We start from the raw sequence: 14,205 nt of genomic DNA, 5'->3' as shown, positions 1-14,205 counted from the left end.
CCGGCCAGGGCCTGCAGAGGGTCGCCCGGCAGCGCGTAGACGAGTGCGAAAATGAGGAACGTGGTGCCAAGCAGCACAGGGATCGCCTGAAGCAGGCGCCTGACAACGTAGCGGCCCATTCGGTCTCCCGATCATGACAAAGGGCAGCCCACTTGCAACCGAGCGGGCTGCCCCTAAGAGTGATGGCCCATCCCGAGTGGCTCAAGAGCCACTCGGGATGAGAACCGGCTAGGCCTTCTCTACGTTGAAGAGGTCGATCCGCTCAAACGGGTCGATCTTCACGTTCTTCACGTGCTGCGAGTAGGCGCCGTTGGTCTGGTAGAAGTACACCGGGATGTACGGAAGCTCCTTCAGCAGAATGTCGTCCGCCGCCTGGTAGGCCGCGATGCCCTCTTCCAGCGTCTTGGCCGAGTCGCCCGCCTTGATGTGCTCCTCGAACTGCTTGTTGTCGAAGCCCGAGTAGTTGGAGCCCGCGCCGGCCGCGAAGATCGGCTTGAGGTAGTTCTCCGGGGACGGGTAGTCCATGATCCACGCCATCCGGAACCCGCCCTTCCACTTCTCGGCGCCCAGGTCGTCGAGGATGGTGGCGAACTTCTCCACCGGCTTCGGCGTCACTTCGGCGCCGAGGTTGGTGCGCAGGTTGTTCGCGACGGCCTCGATCCACTCCTTGTGGCCACCGTCGGCGTTGTAGCCGATCTCGATCGGGCCCAGGCTGGCGCCGCCGGCCTTGTCGTACAGCTCCTTGGCCTTGACCGGGTCGTACGTGCAGGCCTCGCCGCAGGCGCCCTGACGGTAGCCGGAGACGACGGGGCTGATGAAGTCGTCGGCCGGCACGCGGGTGCCGGAGAAGACCGTCTCGGTGATGGTCTTGCGGTCGATCGCCATCGAGATGGCCTTGCGGGCGTCCGCGTTCTTGGCGTAGTCGGCGCCGTTCTTGATCGGGAAGCCGATGTAGCCGATGCCGGAGGACGGCTGCTCGATGTAGCGGTCACCGAACTCGGCCTTGGCGCTGCCGATCGCCTCGGCGGGCAGCTGGTCCATGATGTCCAGGTTGCCGGCCTGCAGGTCGCGGTAGGCGGTGTTCAGGTCCGTGTAGATCTTGAAGTCGACGGCCTCGACCTTGGCCTTGCCCTCCTTGTAGTCGTCGTTGCGGACGACCGAGATGGCCTGGTCCTTGCCGCGCTCCCACGGCTTGGCCATCTTGAAGGGGCCGTTGCCGATCGGGCTCTTGCCGTACGCCTCGGTGACCTTGCCGTCGGGGCCGAAGGCGGCCTTGGGCATCGGGTAGAAGGCGGTGTAGCCCAGCATCGTCGGGAAGCCGGAGAACGGGTTGGTCAGCGCGACCGTGAAAGTCAAGTTGTCGACGACCTTCAGGCCGGCGAGCGTGGTGGCGGTGGCCGCGGGCGCGACCTGCTCACCCTCGCCGTCCGGGTCCACCGGGTTCATCTCCGGGTAGCCCTGGATGCTGCCCATGAAGTAGTTGCCCTCGAACGCGTTGGCGCCGTTGGCGGTGTAGTTCCAGGAGTCCACGAAGCTCTGCGCGTCGACGGCGGTGCCGTCGTGGAACTTGTAGCCATCCTTGAGCTTGATGGTCCAGTTCGTCTGGTCTTCTGAAGTGATCGACTCGGCGATCTGGTTGATCGGCTTCTTCTCGGCGTCATAGTTGACCAGGCCGATGAAGAGCGCGTTGAGCACCTCGGCGCCGCTGGTCTCAGCGGTGTTGCCCGGGACGAGTTCGTGCTGGGGTTCGGCGATCTCGACCCGAACCGGCTGAACGGCAGCGGTGCCACCACCGGTGGCCGGTGCTTCGCCGCCGCCGCAGGCGGCGACCGCGAGCGCGAGCAGCGCGGAGCCGGCGATGATCTGTGCGCCCTTGGTTACGCGCATAGTGAGTTGGTCCTCCCTCAAAGGATGGGCTACGGCGCTGAGCTGCGGATTGTCCGTGCGGCGCGCCCCCTGGCCCCTTATGAGGTCCCGGATTTGCAGACACGGTCAAAACAGCTGACGCCCTGCCAGTCGTCCGCGAGCATCCCTCACCACCTGCTGCAGACTTGTCTCTGCTGCGTTGCAGTTCGGTCACACGTGCGTCAGTCGGGCGTCACACACATTCCAACAAGCTTGCCTCAAATGACTATCCGAGGAACAAACCACTCAACAAGGTACACATGACTACTTGCTGGTCAAGCCGGGAGGGAGGCTTTGGGGCGAGGGTCCTGCTCTTGTCCCCATATCAGGATGGCTTGGGCTACGGTTGACCAAGCTGTGGCGTGCTGTGCCGCGGCGGCCGTACGGAACCACCGTGAGGAGCCAACGGATGACCATCGCAGGCTCCCCGTTCACCAGCATCCAATAGAGTCCATGCCATGAGCCAGCCGGAATCCGCCGTCGCGGACGCCCAGGCGGGCGGCCCAGCGACGGATTCGCTGGCCGAGCTCGCCCGGCGTCACGGGCTTCGTCGCGCCATCGCACGGCCGAGCCTGCCGTCCTACGTCCGCCAGCTGTGGGCGCGTCGGCACTTCGTGCTCAAGTACGCGACGTCACGAAACGTCTCCAAATATTCGGATTCGGCGCTGGGGCAGCTGTGGCAGCTGCTCACCCCGCTGCTGAACGCCGGGGTCTACTTCCTGATGTTCGGCGTGATCCTCGATCAGCAGAAGGACATCCCGAACTACACCGCGTTCCTGATCACCGGCGTCTTCATCTTCACCTTCACCCAGCGCACGGTGACCGGCGGCGCGAAGTCGATCTCCGGGAACCTGTCCATGATCCGGGCGCTGCACTTCCCGCGCGCCGCCCTGCCGCTGGCGTACGCGGTGCAGGAGCTCCAGCAGCTGGCCTGGTCGATGGGCGTCCTGACGATCATTATCCTGCTCACCGGCGAGCCGATCACCACCCGCTGGCTGCTCGTCCCGGTCGTGCTGCTGCTGCAACTGATCTTCAACGTCGGGGCCAGCCTGTTCATGGCCAGGATCGGCGCGTTCGCCCGCGACATGAACCAGCTGCTGCCGTTCATCATGCGCACCTGGCTGTACGCGTCGGGCGTCTTCTTCAGCATCCCCGCCCGGGTCGACCAACTGCCGGAATCGCTGAGCTTCATCCGCTACGTCCTGGAACTCAATCCCGCCGCGGCCTTCATCGAGTTGATGCGGGATCTACTCATCTACCAGCACACCCCGCCACAATGGGCCTGGGCCACTGCCATATTCTGGGCGGTGTTCGCGCTCATTGTCGGTTTCTGGTACTTCTGGCGGGCTGAGGAGAGGTACGGCCGTGGCTGAGGCAGAGGTGGTAGCCCAGGGGGCGGCACAGCCCGCGAAGGCTCCCCAGGCCAGCGAGGCAATGGAAAGGGTGTGGCCGGTGCCCGCCGAAGAACCAAAGGCGTCACCAGTCGGCACTCCCACCGTCATCGTCGACGACCTGCACATCGTCTACAAGGTGTACGGGGCCGCCAGCGAGGCCGAGAAGGGCAACGCCGTCAACGCCCTGCGCCGCCTGGTCAAGCGCCAGGGCCGCCCGCAGATGAAGGAGATCCACGCCGTCAAGGGCGTCTCCTTCGTGGCCAGGCACGGCGACGCCATCGGCATCATCGGCCGCAACGGCTCCGGCAAGTCCACCCTGCTGCGCGCCATCGCCGGTCTGCTCCCGCCGCACAAGGGCGCCGTCTTCACCGACGGCCAGCCGTCCCTGCTGGGCGTCAACGCGGCCCTCATGAAGGAACTCACCGGCGAACGCAACATCGTCCTGGGCTGCTACGCGATGGGCATGACCCCCACCGAGGTCCGCGCCCAGTACGACGAGATCGTCGACTTCTCCGGCATCGGGGAGTTCGTCCAGTTCCCCATGTCCACCTACTCCTCCGGCATGGGCGCCCGCCTCCGCTTCGCCATCGCCTCCGCCAAGACCCACGACGTGCTCCTCATCGACGAGGCCCTGGCCACCGGCGACCGCGAGTTCCGCCGCAAGTCCCAGGACCGCATCATGCAGATGCGCAAGTCCGCCGGCACGGTCTTCCTGGTCGCCCACAACCTGGACGTCATCGAGGAGACCTGCAACCGGGTCATCTGGCTGCACAAGGGCAAGATCAAGATGGACGGCGACCCCAAGGAAGTCATCGCCGCCTACAACAAGGCCTGAGCTGCTTGGCGTCAGGCAGGCGGACGTACCAGGATGACTCTCGAAGAGATCAGTTACCTGGCAATCGGAGAATCCTGTGCCTACCCCGCCGCCCATTCCGTACGACCACCTGCCCGAGGTCCCGGAGCTGACCGTCGAGAGTGACGACGTCGGCGACGCCGTCACCCTGCCGACCGCGCACATCTTCAACGACTGGGGGTTCGCCGGGCAGAACCTGTCGCCGCAGCTGCGCTGGTCCGGCGCCCCCGAGGGCACCCAGAGCTACGCGGTCACCTGCTTCGACCCGGATGCCCCCACCGGCTCCGGATTCTGGCACTGGGTCCTCTACGACATCCCGGCGGACGTGACCGAGCTCCCCACCGGCGCCGGCTCGGGACCCGACTTCAAGGGCCTCCCCGAGGGCGCCAAACACGCCCGCAACGACTTCTCCACCAAGGCGTACGGCGGAGCCGCCCCGCCCCCCGGCTACCCGCACCGCTACCTGTTCGCGGTCCACGCCCTGAGCGTGGAGTCGCTGGGCGTCGACACCGACACCCCGCCCGCCGTGGTCGGCTTCAACGTCACCGCCAACACCCTCGCCCGCGGGTTTATCGCACCTATATACGAAAGCTGATGCGCCCGCGCCCGGTGTTCCCTTATGATTCGAACGGAGATTCGATCTGAGGGAAGACCGCGATGTGCTGGGAGGGCGGGATGAGTGAGCTGGTGACGGCCATCGATCATTTGGCCGCCGAGGATCCGTCCGAACTACCGCGAGGCCGCCTCGCCGAGCAACTGGTCGAACTGCACTGGCAGATGGCCCGACTACAAGCCCAGATCGCCCGCCGCACTTCGGTGCGTCCGCCGGGGGGCAACGAGTACAACTGATCGGCAACGCGAAGGCCGGGCGATCCCCCACGGGATGCCCGGCCTTCGTCGCTGCACACGATGTACGGCTACGTTGACGTGGCCACGCCAACGTGTCCTGAAGTCGGCTAGTTCAGACCGGGCGCTGCGGGCAGGGCGGGCGCGAGGCCGCCGAGGAGCGTGGTGGCGGTGTCGGTCACGTTCTTCACCAGGTTGGCCGAGCCGGTTCCGGCTTCGGCTTCGGCGAGCGGCGCGGTGGAGACGGCGTCGACGGCCGGCGCGACGGCCGCGTCCATGGCGGTGGCCTTCCCGGCGAGCGGCGTGGCCGTGCCGGTGAGGTTGAGGTCACCGATGGCGGGGAGCCCGGTGATGAGGTTGCCGAACTCGGTGACGCGCGCCACTTCGGCGACCGCGCCTTCGGTGCTGCCGACGACGTGCTCGACGGTGCTGGTCAGGTCCTTGGTGGTCTGGGTGAGGCGGGCGGCGGCGCCGGTCACGTCCTTGACCACCCCGCCGAGCGAGCCGACGGTTCCGTTCAGGTCGGCGGGCACGGAGCCGAGCGAGACCTGGAGCGAGTCCAGCAGCGCGTCGATGCTGTTCTGCTCGTCTTCGGTCTGGGCGGCTTCGGCGGACATCAGGCGCTTGACGCTGATGCCAGGAAGGGCGCCGGTGACGCCGCCCAGTCCGCCCGTGACGCCGCCCAGTCCGCCGGTCAGCCCGCTCACCGTGCCGGTGAGCTGCTCGACCGGGCTGCCGCTGCCGCCGAGCAGGCCGGTGACGGGGCCGAGCAGGCCGCTGATCGGGTCACCGCCGCCGCCCCCGAGCAGACCGCCGAGCAGACCGTTGAGCAGACCGCCGATCGGGTCGTCGCCGGAGACCACCGCCGGCGGAACGACGACGACCTGCGCCTGCGCCACGGCGGGCGCGGACACTGCCGCGGCGACCCCGAAAGTCGCCACCGCGATGACGGCCTTGATCATACGCTTCATGATTTGCCTTCCCTGCCTTATTCCGAATCCTCGGAATAAGAGCTAAGAACCCCCGTGTACCGGCGCAGCACGCCGGCTGATTGGCTACTGAGCCGAATTTCTATCACCACGGAGCGGAAAGGTGAATCCGCAGGTCACCAGCGATGGGCAAGCGTCAGCGCCCGGTAATTCCGGATATGGAAGCGCTAAGGACCACCCTCTGGTCATCGGCACAGAGCCGGTTTTGGCGAGACATGCGGCGAGATGCTCACCGGCCCGGGAAAAAGGCACGGTAAACCTGCCTCCCGGGCCGGGCGAACATATTTTCCGCCGCCTTGAATCGAATCAGGCGCTGAGCCGCGCGACCGGTACGGCCGGATCGAACGGAAACCGGTCCGCGAAGGCCGGGCGCAGGTCGTCCAGCCAGACGGCCCGCGGGTCATATCGCGCGAAGAACGGACGCCCGACGAGTTCCGGCTCCCTGGCCTGGATGAGATGCAGCACGAAGACCCGCTGTCCGGCGATCTCGGCCACCCCGTCGACGCACACCTTGCCCGGCGTGGCCGACATGGAGGGCCCACGCACCGTCCGGCACACCCCGGAAACCTGCGCGTACGCGTCCCGGAACAGCTCGTACCCCCGCGCCAGCGGCACCGCGAAGTAGTCCTGCGGACCGGTGTCCCGCTCCACGAACATGTAGTAGGGAATCATCCCGAGGGTGCTCTGCCGTCGCCACATCTCGGCCCAGGTCCCGGCGTCGTCGTTGATGGACCGGATCAGCGGCGCCTGCGTCCTGATCACCGCCCCGGTGTTCCGCACCCGCCGTACGGCCTCCGCCACCACCGGCGGCTCCAGCTCACGCGGGTGCGAGAAGTGCGCCATGAACGCGAGATTCTTCCCGGCGGCGACCACCTCCTCGAACAGCCGCAACGTCGCGTCGGCGTCCGGGTCGGTGACGAACCGGCCCGGCCAGTAGGCCAGCGACTTGGTGCCGATCCGGATGGACTCGATCTGCGGCAACGCCAGCAGCGGCTCCAGATACCGCCGCAGCACCGACTCCCCCATGATCATGGGATCCCCGCCGGTGAACAGCACGCTGGTCACCTCCGGATGCGCCTCCAAATAGCGCACCAGACTGTCCACATCGCCGGATGCGAACTTCAGATCCGCGTCACCGATGAACTGCGCCCACCGGAAGCAGTACGTGCAGTACGCATGGCAGGTCTGCCCCTGCTTGGGAAAGAACAGCACGGTCTCCGGGTACTTGTGCTGCATGCCGGGGACCGGCTCCGCGTCCACCTTGGGCACGTTGAGTGCCAGCTGCCCGGCCGGATGCGGGTTGAGCCGCCGCCGTACCTCGTTGGCCGCCGCGTTCACCCGCGCGGCCGGGGCACTGTCCCGCAGCAGGCCGGCCAGCCGCGCCACGTCGGCGGCGGGCAGCATGTCGTCCTGCGGGAAGACCAGCCGGTAGATCGGGTCGTCGGGCACGGCCGACCAGTCGATCAGCTCGTCCACCACGTAGGCGTTGGTGCGGAACGGCAGGACGGTCGCCACCGCGGCGGCGCGCAGCCGCGCCTCGGCGTCGAACCCGGCCTTGCCCAGGAGCCCGTCAAGGTGCTTGCTCGTGTAGGCGCGGAAGCCTCGGTTCCCCTCGGTAAAGATCACTCGGCCTTCCCTTCTCGGTACGTTTCTCCGCACTCGTGTAAACCAACTGTGGCTGTCAGGCGTCTATGCAACTCATATACCGGGTGCCGCGCCATTTAACAGGCACTTCCACGATTTGGCAAAGGTCTCTGTCATAAGAATCACCATCTCGCGACATATCTCGAAACGCGGTAGCCTGGGCGGTGTGACAGTCAACGATCCAGGTCAGCGCGCCTCCGACGCCGACCGTGACCGCGTCGCGGGGGTCATCGCCGAGGGCCTCGCCACCGGCCGGCTGACCAGCACCGAGCACGCCGACCGCCTGGAGGCCACCTACACGGCCGTGACGGTCGGCGACCTGGTCCCGATCACGAGGGATCTGCCCGACACGATCCGCCCAAACATGCCGACCGGAACCGACAGGCAGCAGGTTTCGGCCGTGTTCAGCAAGGTGATCAGAAGCGGCCGCTGGGTGCCCGGCCGGCACACCACGTTCAGCGCCGTCTTCGGCGCGCTCATCATCGACCTCACCGAGAGCGTGCTGCCGGGGCGCGAGATCACCCTGGAGCTCAACTCCTTCTGTGGGAAGCTCATCGTCCGGGTCCCCGAGAACGCGAACGTGGTCGACGAGGGCAGCGCGCTGTTCTCCAAACGCCACGTCACGGGCGGCAAGACCGAGGACGGGCCGCTCATCCGGGTAACCGGAAGCTCCCGGTTCGGGAAAGTGATCGTGTCCCGCAAGATCGCCGACTGGAACATGCGGGGTTGAGCACCCGGCGCCGGACCTACCATTCAGTAGGAGTCAGGATTGGACGGCGCTGTGATCCTCAAGGTGTTCCCCAAGGCAACTCATGGCGAGTGAACCTCTGCCCATCGCGCTGGACGCGATGGGCGGCGATCACGCCCCGTTGGAGATCGTCGCCGGAGCCGTCCTGGCGGTCCGCGAACTCGGCCTGCCGGTCGTCCTGGTCGGCCAGCCGAGGGTGCTCTACGAGGCCCTGTCCGCGCACGACGCCACCGCCGAGATCCCGATCGTCCGCGCCGAGGAGATGCTGAGCATGGACGAGGGCGCGCTGGCCAGCCTGCGCCGCCCGCGCTCCAGCATCGCCGTCGCCTGCCATCTGCTCCGCCGCGGCGACGCCGCCGCCGTCGTCTCGGCCGGCTCCACCGCCGGCGTGGTCGCCACCGGAAAGCTGCGCCTGCGCGCGCAGCACGGCGTGCTCCGGCCGGCCATCGCGGTCGCCCTGCCGACCCTGCCGCACCCGACCATCCTGGTGGACGCGGGCGCGAACGCCGACGTCAAACCGGAAATGCTGGTCCAGTTCGCCCACCTGGGCGCGGCCTACGTCGAAGCCTCCCTGGACGTCAAGAACCCCAGGGTCGGCCTGCTCACCATCGGCACGGAACCCGAAAAGGGCAACAAACTGGCCAAGCGCGCCCACGAACTACTCGAATCCAGCCCCGGCCTCGACTTCGCCGGCAACATCGAGGGCCACGACCTGCTCACCGGCAAGGTCGACGTGATCGTCACCGACGGGTTCACCGGCAACATCGCACTCAAGACCATGGAGGGCAGCGTCCGGTACGCCTTCGGCCAGCTGCGCGAGACCGTCGCCGAGAGCCGGGTCGCCAAGTTCGGCGGCCTGCTCCAGCGGCCCCGGCTGCGCGAGCTCTACCGGCGGCTCGACCCGGAGGCGCACGGCGGAGCCGTACTGCTCGGACTGAACGGAACCGTCGTGATCGCGCATGGTTCGTCCCGGGCCAGAGGGATCGCCTCGGCCTGCGAGCTGGCCGCCCGGCTGGCCACCGGAAAGATCGTCACCAAGGTCGGCGAGCGGGTCGGCACGATCCCCCGGTCGCACCGCCTCTGGTGAGCCGTAATCGTGGCGACGAGAAAGACCGGGCGTCGATAGGCTTGGATTCATGACCGACCCGCAACTCGTACTCGCCGAAGGGGTCCAGCGGGCGCTGGCCGCCGCCTTCGGCCCGGAGTATGCCGCCGAAGACCCGCTGATCAGGCCGTCCCAGTTCGCCGACTACCAGGCGAACGTCGCGATGAGCCTGGCGCGACGACTCGGGCGGGCGCCGCGGGAGGTCGCCCAGGTGATCGCCGACCACATCGACATCCCCGGCACGGTGCAGATCAGCGGGCCCGGCTTCGTCAACCTGACCCTCGCCGACGGCTGGCTCGCCGCCCAGGCCGCCGAGCAGCTCGCCGACGAACGGCTCGGCGTCGCCACCGAGGCCCAGCAGACCGTCGTGATCGACTACTCCGCGCCCAACGCGGCCAAGGAGATGCACGTCGGCCACCTGCGGACCACCGTCGTCGGCGACGCCCTGGTCCGGGTCCAGGAGCACCTCGGCCACCACGTCATCCGGCAGAACCACCTCGGCGACTGGGGCACCCCGTTCGGCATGCTCATCGAGCACCTGCTCGACATGGGCGAGGAGGCCGCCGTCGCGCAGCTGTCCGCCGGCGAGGGCAACGTCTACTACCAGGCCGCCCGCGCCAAGTTCGACGGCGACCCCGACTTCAGCAAGCGGGCCAAGGCCCGGGTCGTCACCCTCCAGGCGGAGGACCCGGAGACGATGCGGCTCTGGCACATCTTCATGAACGCCACCATCCGCTACTTCAACAAGGTCTACACCCAGCTCGGCGTGACCCTGCGCGACGAGGACATCGCCGGCGAGAGCCGCTACAACGCGATGCTCGGCCAGGTCTGCGACGACCTGCAGAAACGCGGCATCGCCGTGCTCAGCGACGGCGCCCTGTGCGTCTTCCCGCCCGGCTTCACCGGGCGCGAGAACCTGCCCCTCCCTTTCATGATCCGCAAGAGCGACGGCGGGTACGGCTACGCCACCACCGACCTGGCCACCATCCGCCACCGGGTGCAGGACCTGAAAGCCGACCGGATCACGTATGTGATCGGCGCCACCCAGGCCCTGCACATGCAGATGCTCTTCGCGTCCGCGCGGCTGGCCGGCTGGCTGCCCGACGAGGTCCGGGCCGAGCATGTGCAGATCGGCAGCGTGCTGGGCAGCGACGGCAAAATGTTCAAGACCAGGGCCGGCAAGTCCATCAAGCTCCTGGAACTCCTGGAGGAGGGCGAAGCCAGGGCCGCCGCCGTGGTCGCCGACCGCGCCTACGACGAGGCGACCCGGGCCGAGATCGCCCACGCCGTCGGGATGGGCGCGATCAAGTACGCGGACCTGTCCGTCAGCCACGACAGCGAGTATGTGTTCGACTTCGACCGCATGCTGGCGCTGACCGGGAACACCGGGCCGTACCTGCAGTACGCGACCGCCCGGATCCGGTCCATCTTCCGGCGCGGCGAGTACGATCCGGCCGAAACGCGCGGGCCCATCCTGCTCGGGCACCCGGCCGAGCGGGCCCTGGCCCTGCAACTGCTCGGCTTCGGCGCCGTCGTCAGCGAGGTCGGCGCGGCCAGCGCACCGCACCGGCTGTGCGCGTATCTGTTCGACACGGCCAGCGCGTTCACCACGTTCTACGACAACTGCCCCGTGCTCAAGGCCGGCAGCGAGGAGGACCGGCAGTCCCGGCTCGCCCTGGCCGCGCTGACCTTGCGAGTGCTGACCCAGGGGCTCGACCTGCTCGGCATCGAGGTCCCGGAACGGATGTGACGGCGCGCCTTCCGGTAAAGGTGGGTCGATGACGTCTAGTCTTTGGGCGGTCAAGGGAGTGTCTGGCCACTTGGTCGCCCGTTGAACATTTCGGGGGGTCGGCCGTCGGGGAGCGTACGCTTGAGCATGGACGTCAGCACCGGCGAGTCCGCCTCGGAGCTGCATCGATACGCCGAGGCGTTGCTGACCCATCTCACCGCCGACGGCACCCCGCCGCCGTTTCCCGACGTGGACGTGCCGGACTACTGGCTGTCGCCCGCCGTACAGGCGCTGGTGCTCATCATGAACGGCGAGGACGCGCTCGAACCGCTGGCGCGGGCGGCCCGGCTGGACGAGGGGCGCACGTCCCTGTTCCTGTGCCTGGCGCTGGCAGTGTGCGGGCACGGGGATCGGATTCACGCGTCCTGGCTGGGGACGGCGTTCGGTGACCTCGCCGAGGACCGGCCGGTCGCGTCGGGCCAGCGGGCCTTGTGGCTGGCGGCGGCCCGGGGGGCGTACGGGCCGGCCGGGAAGATCTTCGTGCTGCGGAAGCTGGACGCGATCGAGGTGCCGCCGGAGGACGAGCTCTGGCTGAAGGCGCTGGTGCCCGGGGAGACGAGGGCCGTCGTGCCGCCGTCTCTGCTGGAGTTTCCGGAACTGGCGGGGATTCCGGCGCTGGGGGTGCCGGCGCTGGCGGCCGAGCGGCTCGGCCGACTGCGGGAGCGGTGCGAGGAGATCCTGTCGGTGCGGCAGGGGGGTGAGAGTGCCGTGGCGTCTCGCGCGGTGGCGTCCGGGGCAACGGTGTCCGGTGAGGCTGTCTGGCCGGAGATGGAGCCGGTGGCGGTGTTGCGGGTGCTCATCGCCGATTCGGAGACGGATGCGCCGTTGAGTGCGTTGAGCGGGCATTTGCTGCACGATGTGCAGCCGGGCGCTGACCCTTATCTGGCCGCCCTGGCTCTTCATGTCGCGGCGCCCGCGGTCAAGGCGGCGGCCGAACACCTGGCGGAGAGCACGCTCGGCGAAACGCCGGAGTCGGTCACCGTGCCGATCATGGGGAACGCGATCGTGCTGCGCCCGGACGGCCCTGATCCGTCGACCCTGACCGAGGCCGAACGCCTGATCGTCGCCAGGAACATCACCCGCCGTCCCGCCCGGCAGGGTGGGTATGTGCTGATTGTGCTGGGGCTGGTGCTGGCCGCCGGGCTGGGGCTGTTGTTCTGGCCCACCGCGGCGGTGGGAGCCGGCGTCTGCGGCTGGGGGTTCTACCGGCTGTGGCGGGTACGGCAGCGGGAACTGGTGGAGCTGGCCCGCATCGAAGCCGAGGTCGCCGAGTTGCACAAGCTCGCGGATGGCGCGGTGTGGGCCCTGCACGAGTACGCCCGTGAGGCGAAGGGGCGCAGGGAAGTGGCCACCGAGGATCTCACCGCGCTGACTCGCCTGCTCCGCCGCGGACCTCGCGCCGGCTGACGCTTCCGGGGTTTTGAGCTTCGGGCCTTCTTCGAGCCTCGGGCCTTCGAGCTTCTGGGCTTCCGGGTTCTTCGGTCGTCGGCTCTTGCGGGTCTGAACGCAACGGCGCTGGGTGCCTGCTTGTGGTGTGTCCTCTCTCCGACCCAGCGACGTTGCGTCCGTGTGCTCATCTTTCGTCAGACTGATCTCTGGTCAGACGGAGGAGACCTCGACGTTGGACGGGGTCAAGAGAAAGACCTTCTCGGCGATACGCTCGATCCGGCCCTCACAGCCGTAGGCCAGGCCGGCCGCGAAGTCGACCATGCGGGTTGCCTCGACTGTGGACATGGTGCCCACGTCCATCACGACGCTGTGGCCGTCACGGAAGTGGCGGCCCACGGTTAGCGCGTCGTCGTATTTCTTTGGGCGGACCATGACGATGCGCGCGGGCTCGCCCTCCGTTTGCCAGCGCCGGGCCGCCCGCTCGGAGGCCGGAATCCAGTCATCCTCGTACTCTGCTTCGCCATAGGGCTCGTCATACTGCTCGGCCCCGCCCAGGCCAAGGTAGCTCGCTACCTTGCGCACTGCCCCCATCGGCTTCGTCCTTTCCGGGTTTGTCCCGACACTTGGGACGCTAACCGACCATTCCTCAAGGGCGAGCCGACACGCCACGCCATAGCATTCTTTTTGTAGGGTGCATAACATGCGTATCTTCACCGTCGATTCGTTCACCGACCGGCCGTTCAAGGGTAACCCCGCCGCCGTCTGCCTGCTGGAAGGTCCGGCAACCGTCTCGTGGATGCGAGAGGTCTCGGCGGAAATGCGGCATTCGGAAACCGCATTCGTGGTGCGGGGGGAGGGAGGATATTCGCTGCGGTGGTTCACGCCGAAGGTCGAGGTGGCGCTGTGTGGGCATGCCACGCTGGCGGCAGCGCATATTCTTTATGAAATCGGGGCGGAGGACGGGCGAATCGACTTCTCCACCCAGAGCGGGATCCTTTCAGTGGAGCGTGATTCGTCCGGACTTATCACGATGGACTTTCCGGTGAAGGTGCCATCGGAATGCGCTGTGCCGGCTGGACTGGGGGAGGCTTTGGGAGTCGAACCGGTTTGGGTGGGGAATAGTCAGTTCGATCTGCTGGTGGAGGTGGATTCGCCAGAGATTGTGCGGACGCTCGCACCGGATATTGGGGCCATTGCCACGATTGATGTGCGCGGCGTTATCGTGACGGCCGCGTCGCCAGATTCCGATGCGGACTTCGTGTCGCGATTCTTTGCCCCTCGGGCCGGCGTCGACGAGGATCCGGTGACCGGGTCAGCGCACTGTGTGCTGGCGCCCTACTGGTCGCAGCGGCTGGGGGCACATTCGCTGGCTGGACGGCAGCTGTCCGAGCGGGGCGGGGTGGTTCGGACCACTATGCGTGACGATCGGGTCCTGCTTGGGGGGAAGGCTGTCACGATCTGGTCGGGTGAGATGCATGTATGAGGGCGGATACATGCTAGGTGGATAAATGCGAAAGGCCCCAGCCATCGGCTGGGGCCCAAC

At 67.6% G+C, this 14,205-nt stretch carries 13 protein-coding genes; 9 read left to right on the top strand and 4 right to left on the bottom strand.

Annotation, left to right across the window (positions count from 1 at the left end):
- Window positions 1–228 precede the first annotated feature (228 nt).
- On the bottom strand, window positions 229–1,887 hold the full coding sequence (locus Acor_RS40810; protein WP_155342119.1) for a peptide ABC transporter substrate-binding protein: 1,659 nt from the start codon (window positions 1,885–1,887) through the stop codon (window positions 229–231).
- A 476-nt stretch (window positions 1,888–2,363) separates the two neighbouring features.
- Between Acor_RS40810 and Acor_RS40805 the strand changes: the two genes are divergently transcribed.
- The 4 genes from Acor_RS40805 (at window position 2,364) to Acor_RS42710 (ending at window position 5,001) form a co-directional block, all read left to right on the top strand.
- Window positions 2,364–3,278: an ABC transporter permease gene (locus tag Acor_RS40805; protein ID WP_155342118.1), complete on the top strand. Its 915-nt coding sequence runs from the start codon at window positions 2,364–2,366 to the stop codon at window positions 3,276–3,278.
- Window positions 3,279–3,339: 61 nt separating this feature from the next.
- Window positions 3,340–4,134 (top strand): ABC transporter ATP-binding protein, encoded by a 795-nt coding sequence (locus Acor_RS40800; protein ID WP_155342122.1) that lies wholly within the window; start codon window positions 3,340–3,342, stop codon window positions 4,132–4,134.
- A gap of 76 nt (window positions 4,135–4,210) precedes the next feature.
- The gene (locus Acor_RS40795) at window positions 4,211–4,747 is read left to right on the top strand and encodes a YbhB/YbcL family Raf kinase inhibitor-like protein (protein ID WP_155342117.1); all 537 of its coding nucleotides are present in this window, start codon (window positions 4,211–4,213) and stop codon (window positions 4,745–4,747) included.
- An 80-nt stretch (window positions 4,748–4,827) separates the two neighbouring features.
- Entirely contained in the window at window positions 4,828–5,001 is a 174-nt protein-coding gene (locus Acor_RS42710) for a hypothetical protein (protein ID WP_170317354.1), read from the top strand.
- A 107-nt stretch (window positions 5,002–5,108) separates the two neighbouring features.
- Here Acor_RS42710 and Acor_RS40790 read toward each other — a convergent pair whose 3' ends face one another.
- Together Acor_RS40790 and Acor_RS40785 are read right to left on the bottom strand one after the other, a co-directional pair.
- Window positions 5,109–5,969 (bottom strand): hypothetical protein, encoded by an 861-nt coding sequence (locus tag Acor_RS40790; protein ID WP_155342116.1) that lies wholly within the window; start codon window positions 5,967–5,969, stop codon window positions 5,109–5,111.
- Between the two features lie 324 nt (window positions 5,970–6,293).
- Complete coding sequence (locus Acor_RS40785) at window positions 6,294–7,613, bottom strand: KamA family radical SAM protein (RefSeq protein WP_155342115.1); 1,320 nt, start codon at window positions 7,611–7,613, stop codon at window positions 6,294–6,296.
- 184 nt (window positions 7,614–7,797) lie between these two features.
- On the opposite strand from Acor_RS40785, the gene Acor_RS40780 reads away from it, so the two are divergent.
- From Acor_RS40780 to Acor_RS40765, 4 genes are all read left to right on the top strand, one after another.
- On the top strand, window positions 7,798–8,361 hold the full coding sequence (locus tag Acor_RS40780) for a DUF1707 SHOCT-like domain-containing protein (RefSeq protein WP_218034812.1): 564 nt from the start codon (window positions 7,798–7,800) through the stop codon (window positions 8,359–8,361).
- 82 nt (window positions 8,362–8,443) lie between these two features.
- The gene (gene plsX / locus Acor_RS40775; protein WP_155342114.1) at window positions 8,444–9,466 is read left to right on the top strand and encodes a phosphate acyltransferase PlsX; all 1,023 of its coding nucleotides are present in this window, start codon (window positions 8,444–8,446) and stop codon (window positions 9,464–9,466) included.
- A gap of 49 nt (window positions 9,467–9,515) precedes the next feature.
- Window positions 9,516–11,234, top strand: coding sequence for an arginine--tRNA ligase (argS, locus tag Acor_RS40770; protein ID WP_155342113.1), 1,719 nt, complete (start codon window positions 9,516–9,518; stop codon window positions 11,232–11,234).
- Window positions 11,235–11,360: 126 nt separating this feature from the next.
- The gene (locus tag Acor_RS40765; protein ID WP_155342120.1) at window positions 11,361–12,680 is read left to right on the top strand and encodes a hypothetical protein; all 1,320 of its coding nucleotides are present in this window, start codon (window positions 11,361–11,363) and stop codon (window positions 12,678–12,680) included.
- Between the two features lie 192 nt (window positions 12,681–12,872).
- Here Acor_RS40765 and Acor_RS40760 read toward each other — a convergent pair whose 3' ends face one another.
- Window positions 12,873–13,253 (bottom strand): cell division protein SepF, encoded by a 381-nt coding sequence (locus tag Acor_RS40760; protein WP_155342112.1) that lies wholly within the window; start codon window positions 13,251–13,253, stop codon window positions 12,873–12,875.
- 109 nt (window positions 13,254–13,362) lie between these two features.
- Here Acor_RS40760 and Acor_RS40755 point away from each other — a divergent pair, with 109 nt between their 5' ends.
- Window positions 13,363–14,145: a PhzF family phenazine biosynthesis protein gene (locus Acor_RS40755; protein ID WP_155342111.1), complete on the top strand. Its 783-nt coding sequence runs from the start codon at window positions 13,363–13,365 to the stop codon at window positions 14,143–14,145.
- Window positions 14,146–14,205 lie beyond the last annotated feature (60 nt).

This window comes from Acrocarpospora corrugata (genome assembly GCF_009687845.1).
GTDB lineage: Bacteria > Actinomycetota > Actinomycetes > Streptosporangiales > Streptosporangiaceae > Acrocarpospora > Acrocarpospora corrugata.
This window is presented reverse-complemented; position numbering and strand designations above follow the sequence as displayed.

Excerpts from the sequence above, each read along its gene's own strand:
- argS (WP_155342113.1), top strand. The coding sequence starts at position 9,516 with ATGACCGACCCGCAACTCGTACTCGCCGAAGGGGTCCAGCGGGCGCTG.
- Acor_RS40765 (WP_155342120.1), top strand. The coding sequence starts at position 11,361 with ATGGACGTCAGCACCGGCGAGTCCGCCTCGGAGCTGCATCGATACGCC.
- plsX (WP_155342114.1), top strand. The coding sequence starts at position 8,444 with ATGGCGAGTGAACCTCTGCCCATCGCGCTGGACGCGATGGGCGGCGAT.
- Acor_RS40760 (WP_155342112.1), bottom strand. The coding sequence starts at position 13,253 with ATGGGGGCAGTGCGCAAGGTAGCGAGCTACCTTGGCCTGGGCGGGGCC.
- Acor_RS40805 (WP_155342118.1), top strand. The coding sequence starts at position 2,364 with ATGAGCCAGCCGGAATCCGCCGTCGCGGACGCCCAGGCGGGCGGCCCA.
- Acor_RS40790 (WP_155342116.1), bottom strand. The coding sequence starts at position 5,969 with ATGAAGCGTATGATCAAGGCCGTCATCGCGGTGGCGACTTTCGGGGTC.
- Acor_RS40755 (WP_155342111.1), top strand. The coding sequence starts at position 13,363 with ATGCGTATCTTCACCGTCGATTCGTTCACCGACCGGCCGTTCAAGGGT.
- Acor_RS42710 (WP_170317354.1), top strand. The coding sequence starts at position 4,828 with ATGAGTGAGCTGGTGACGGCCATCGATCATTTGGCCGCCGAGGATCCG.
- Acor_RS40800 (WP_155342122.1), top strand. The coding sequence starts at position 3,340 with ATGGAAAGGGTGTGGCCGGTGCCCGCCGAAGAACCAAAGGCGTCACCA.
- Acor_RS40810 (WP_155342119.1), bottom strand. The coding sequence starts at position 1,887 with ATGCGCGTAACCAAGGGCGCACAGATCATCGCCGGCTCCGCGCTGCTC.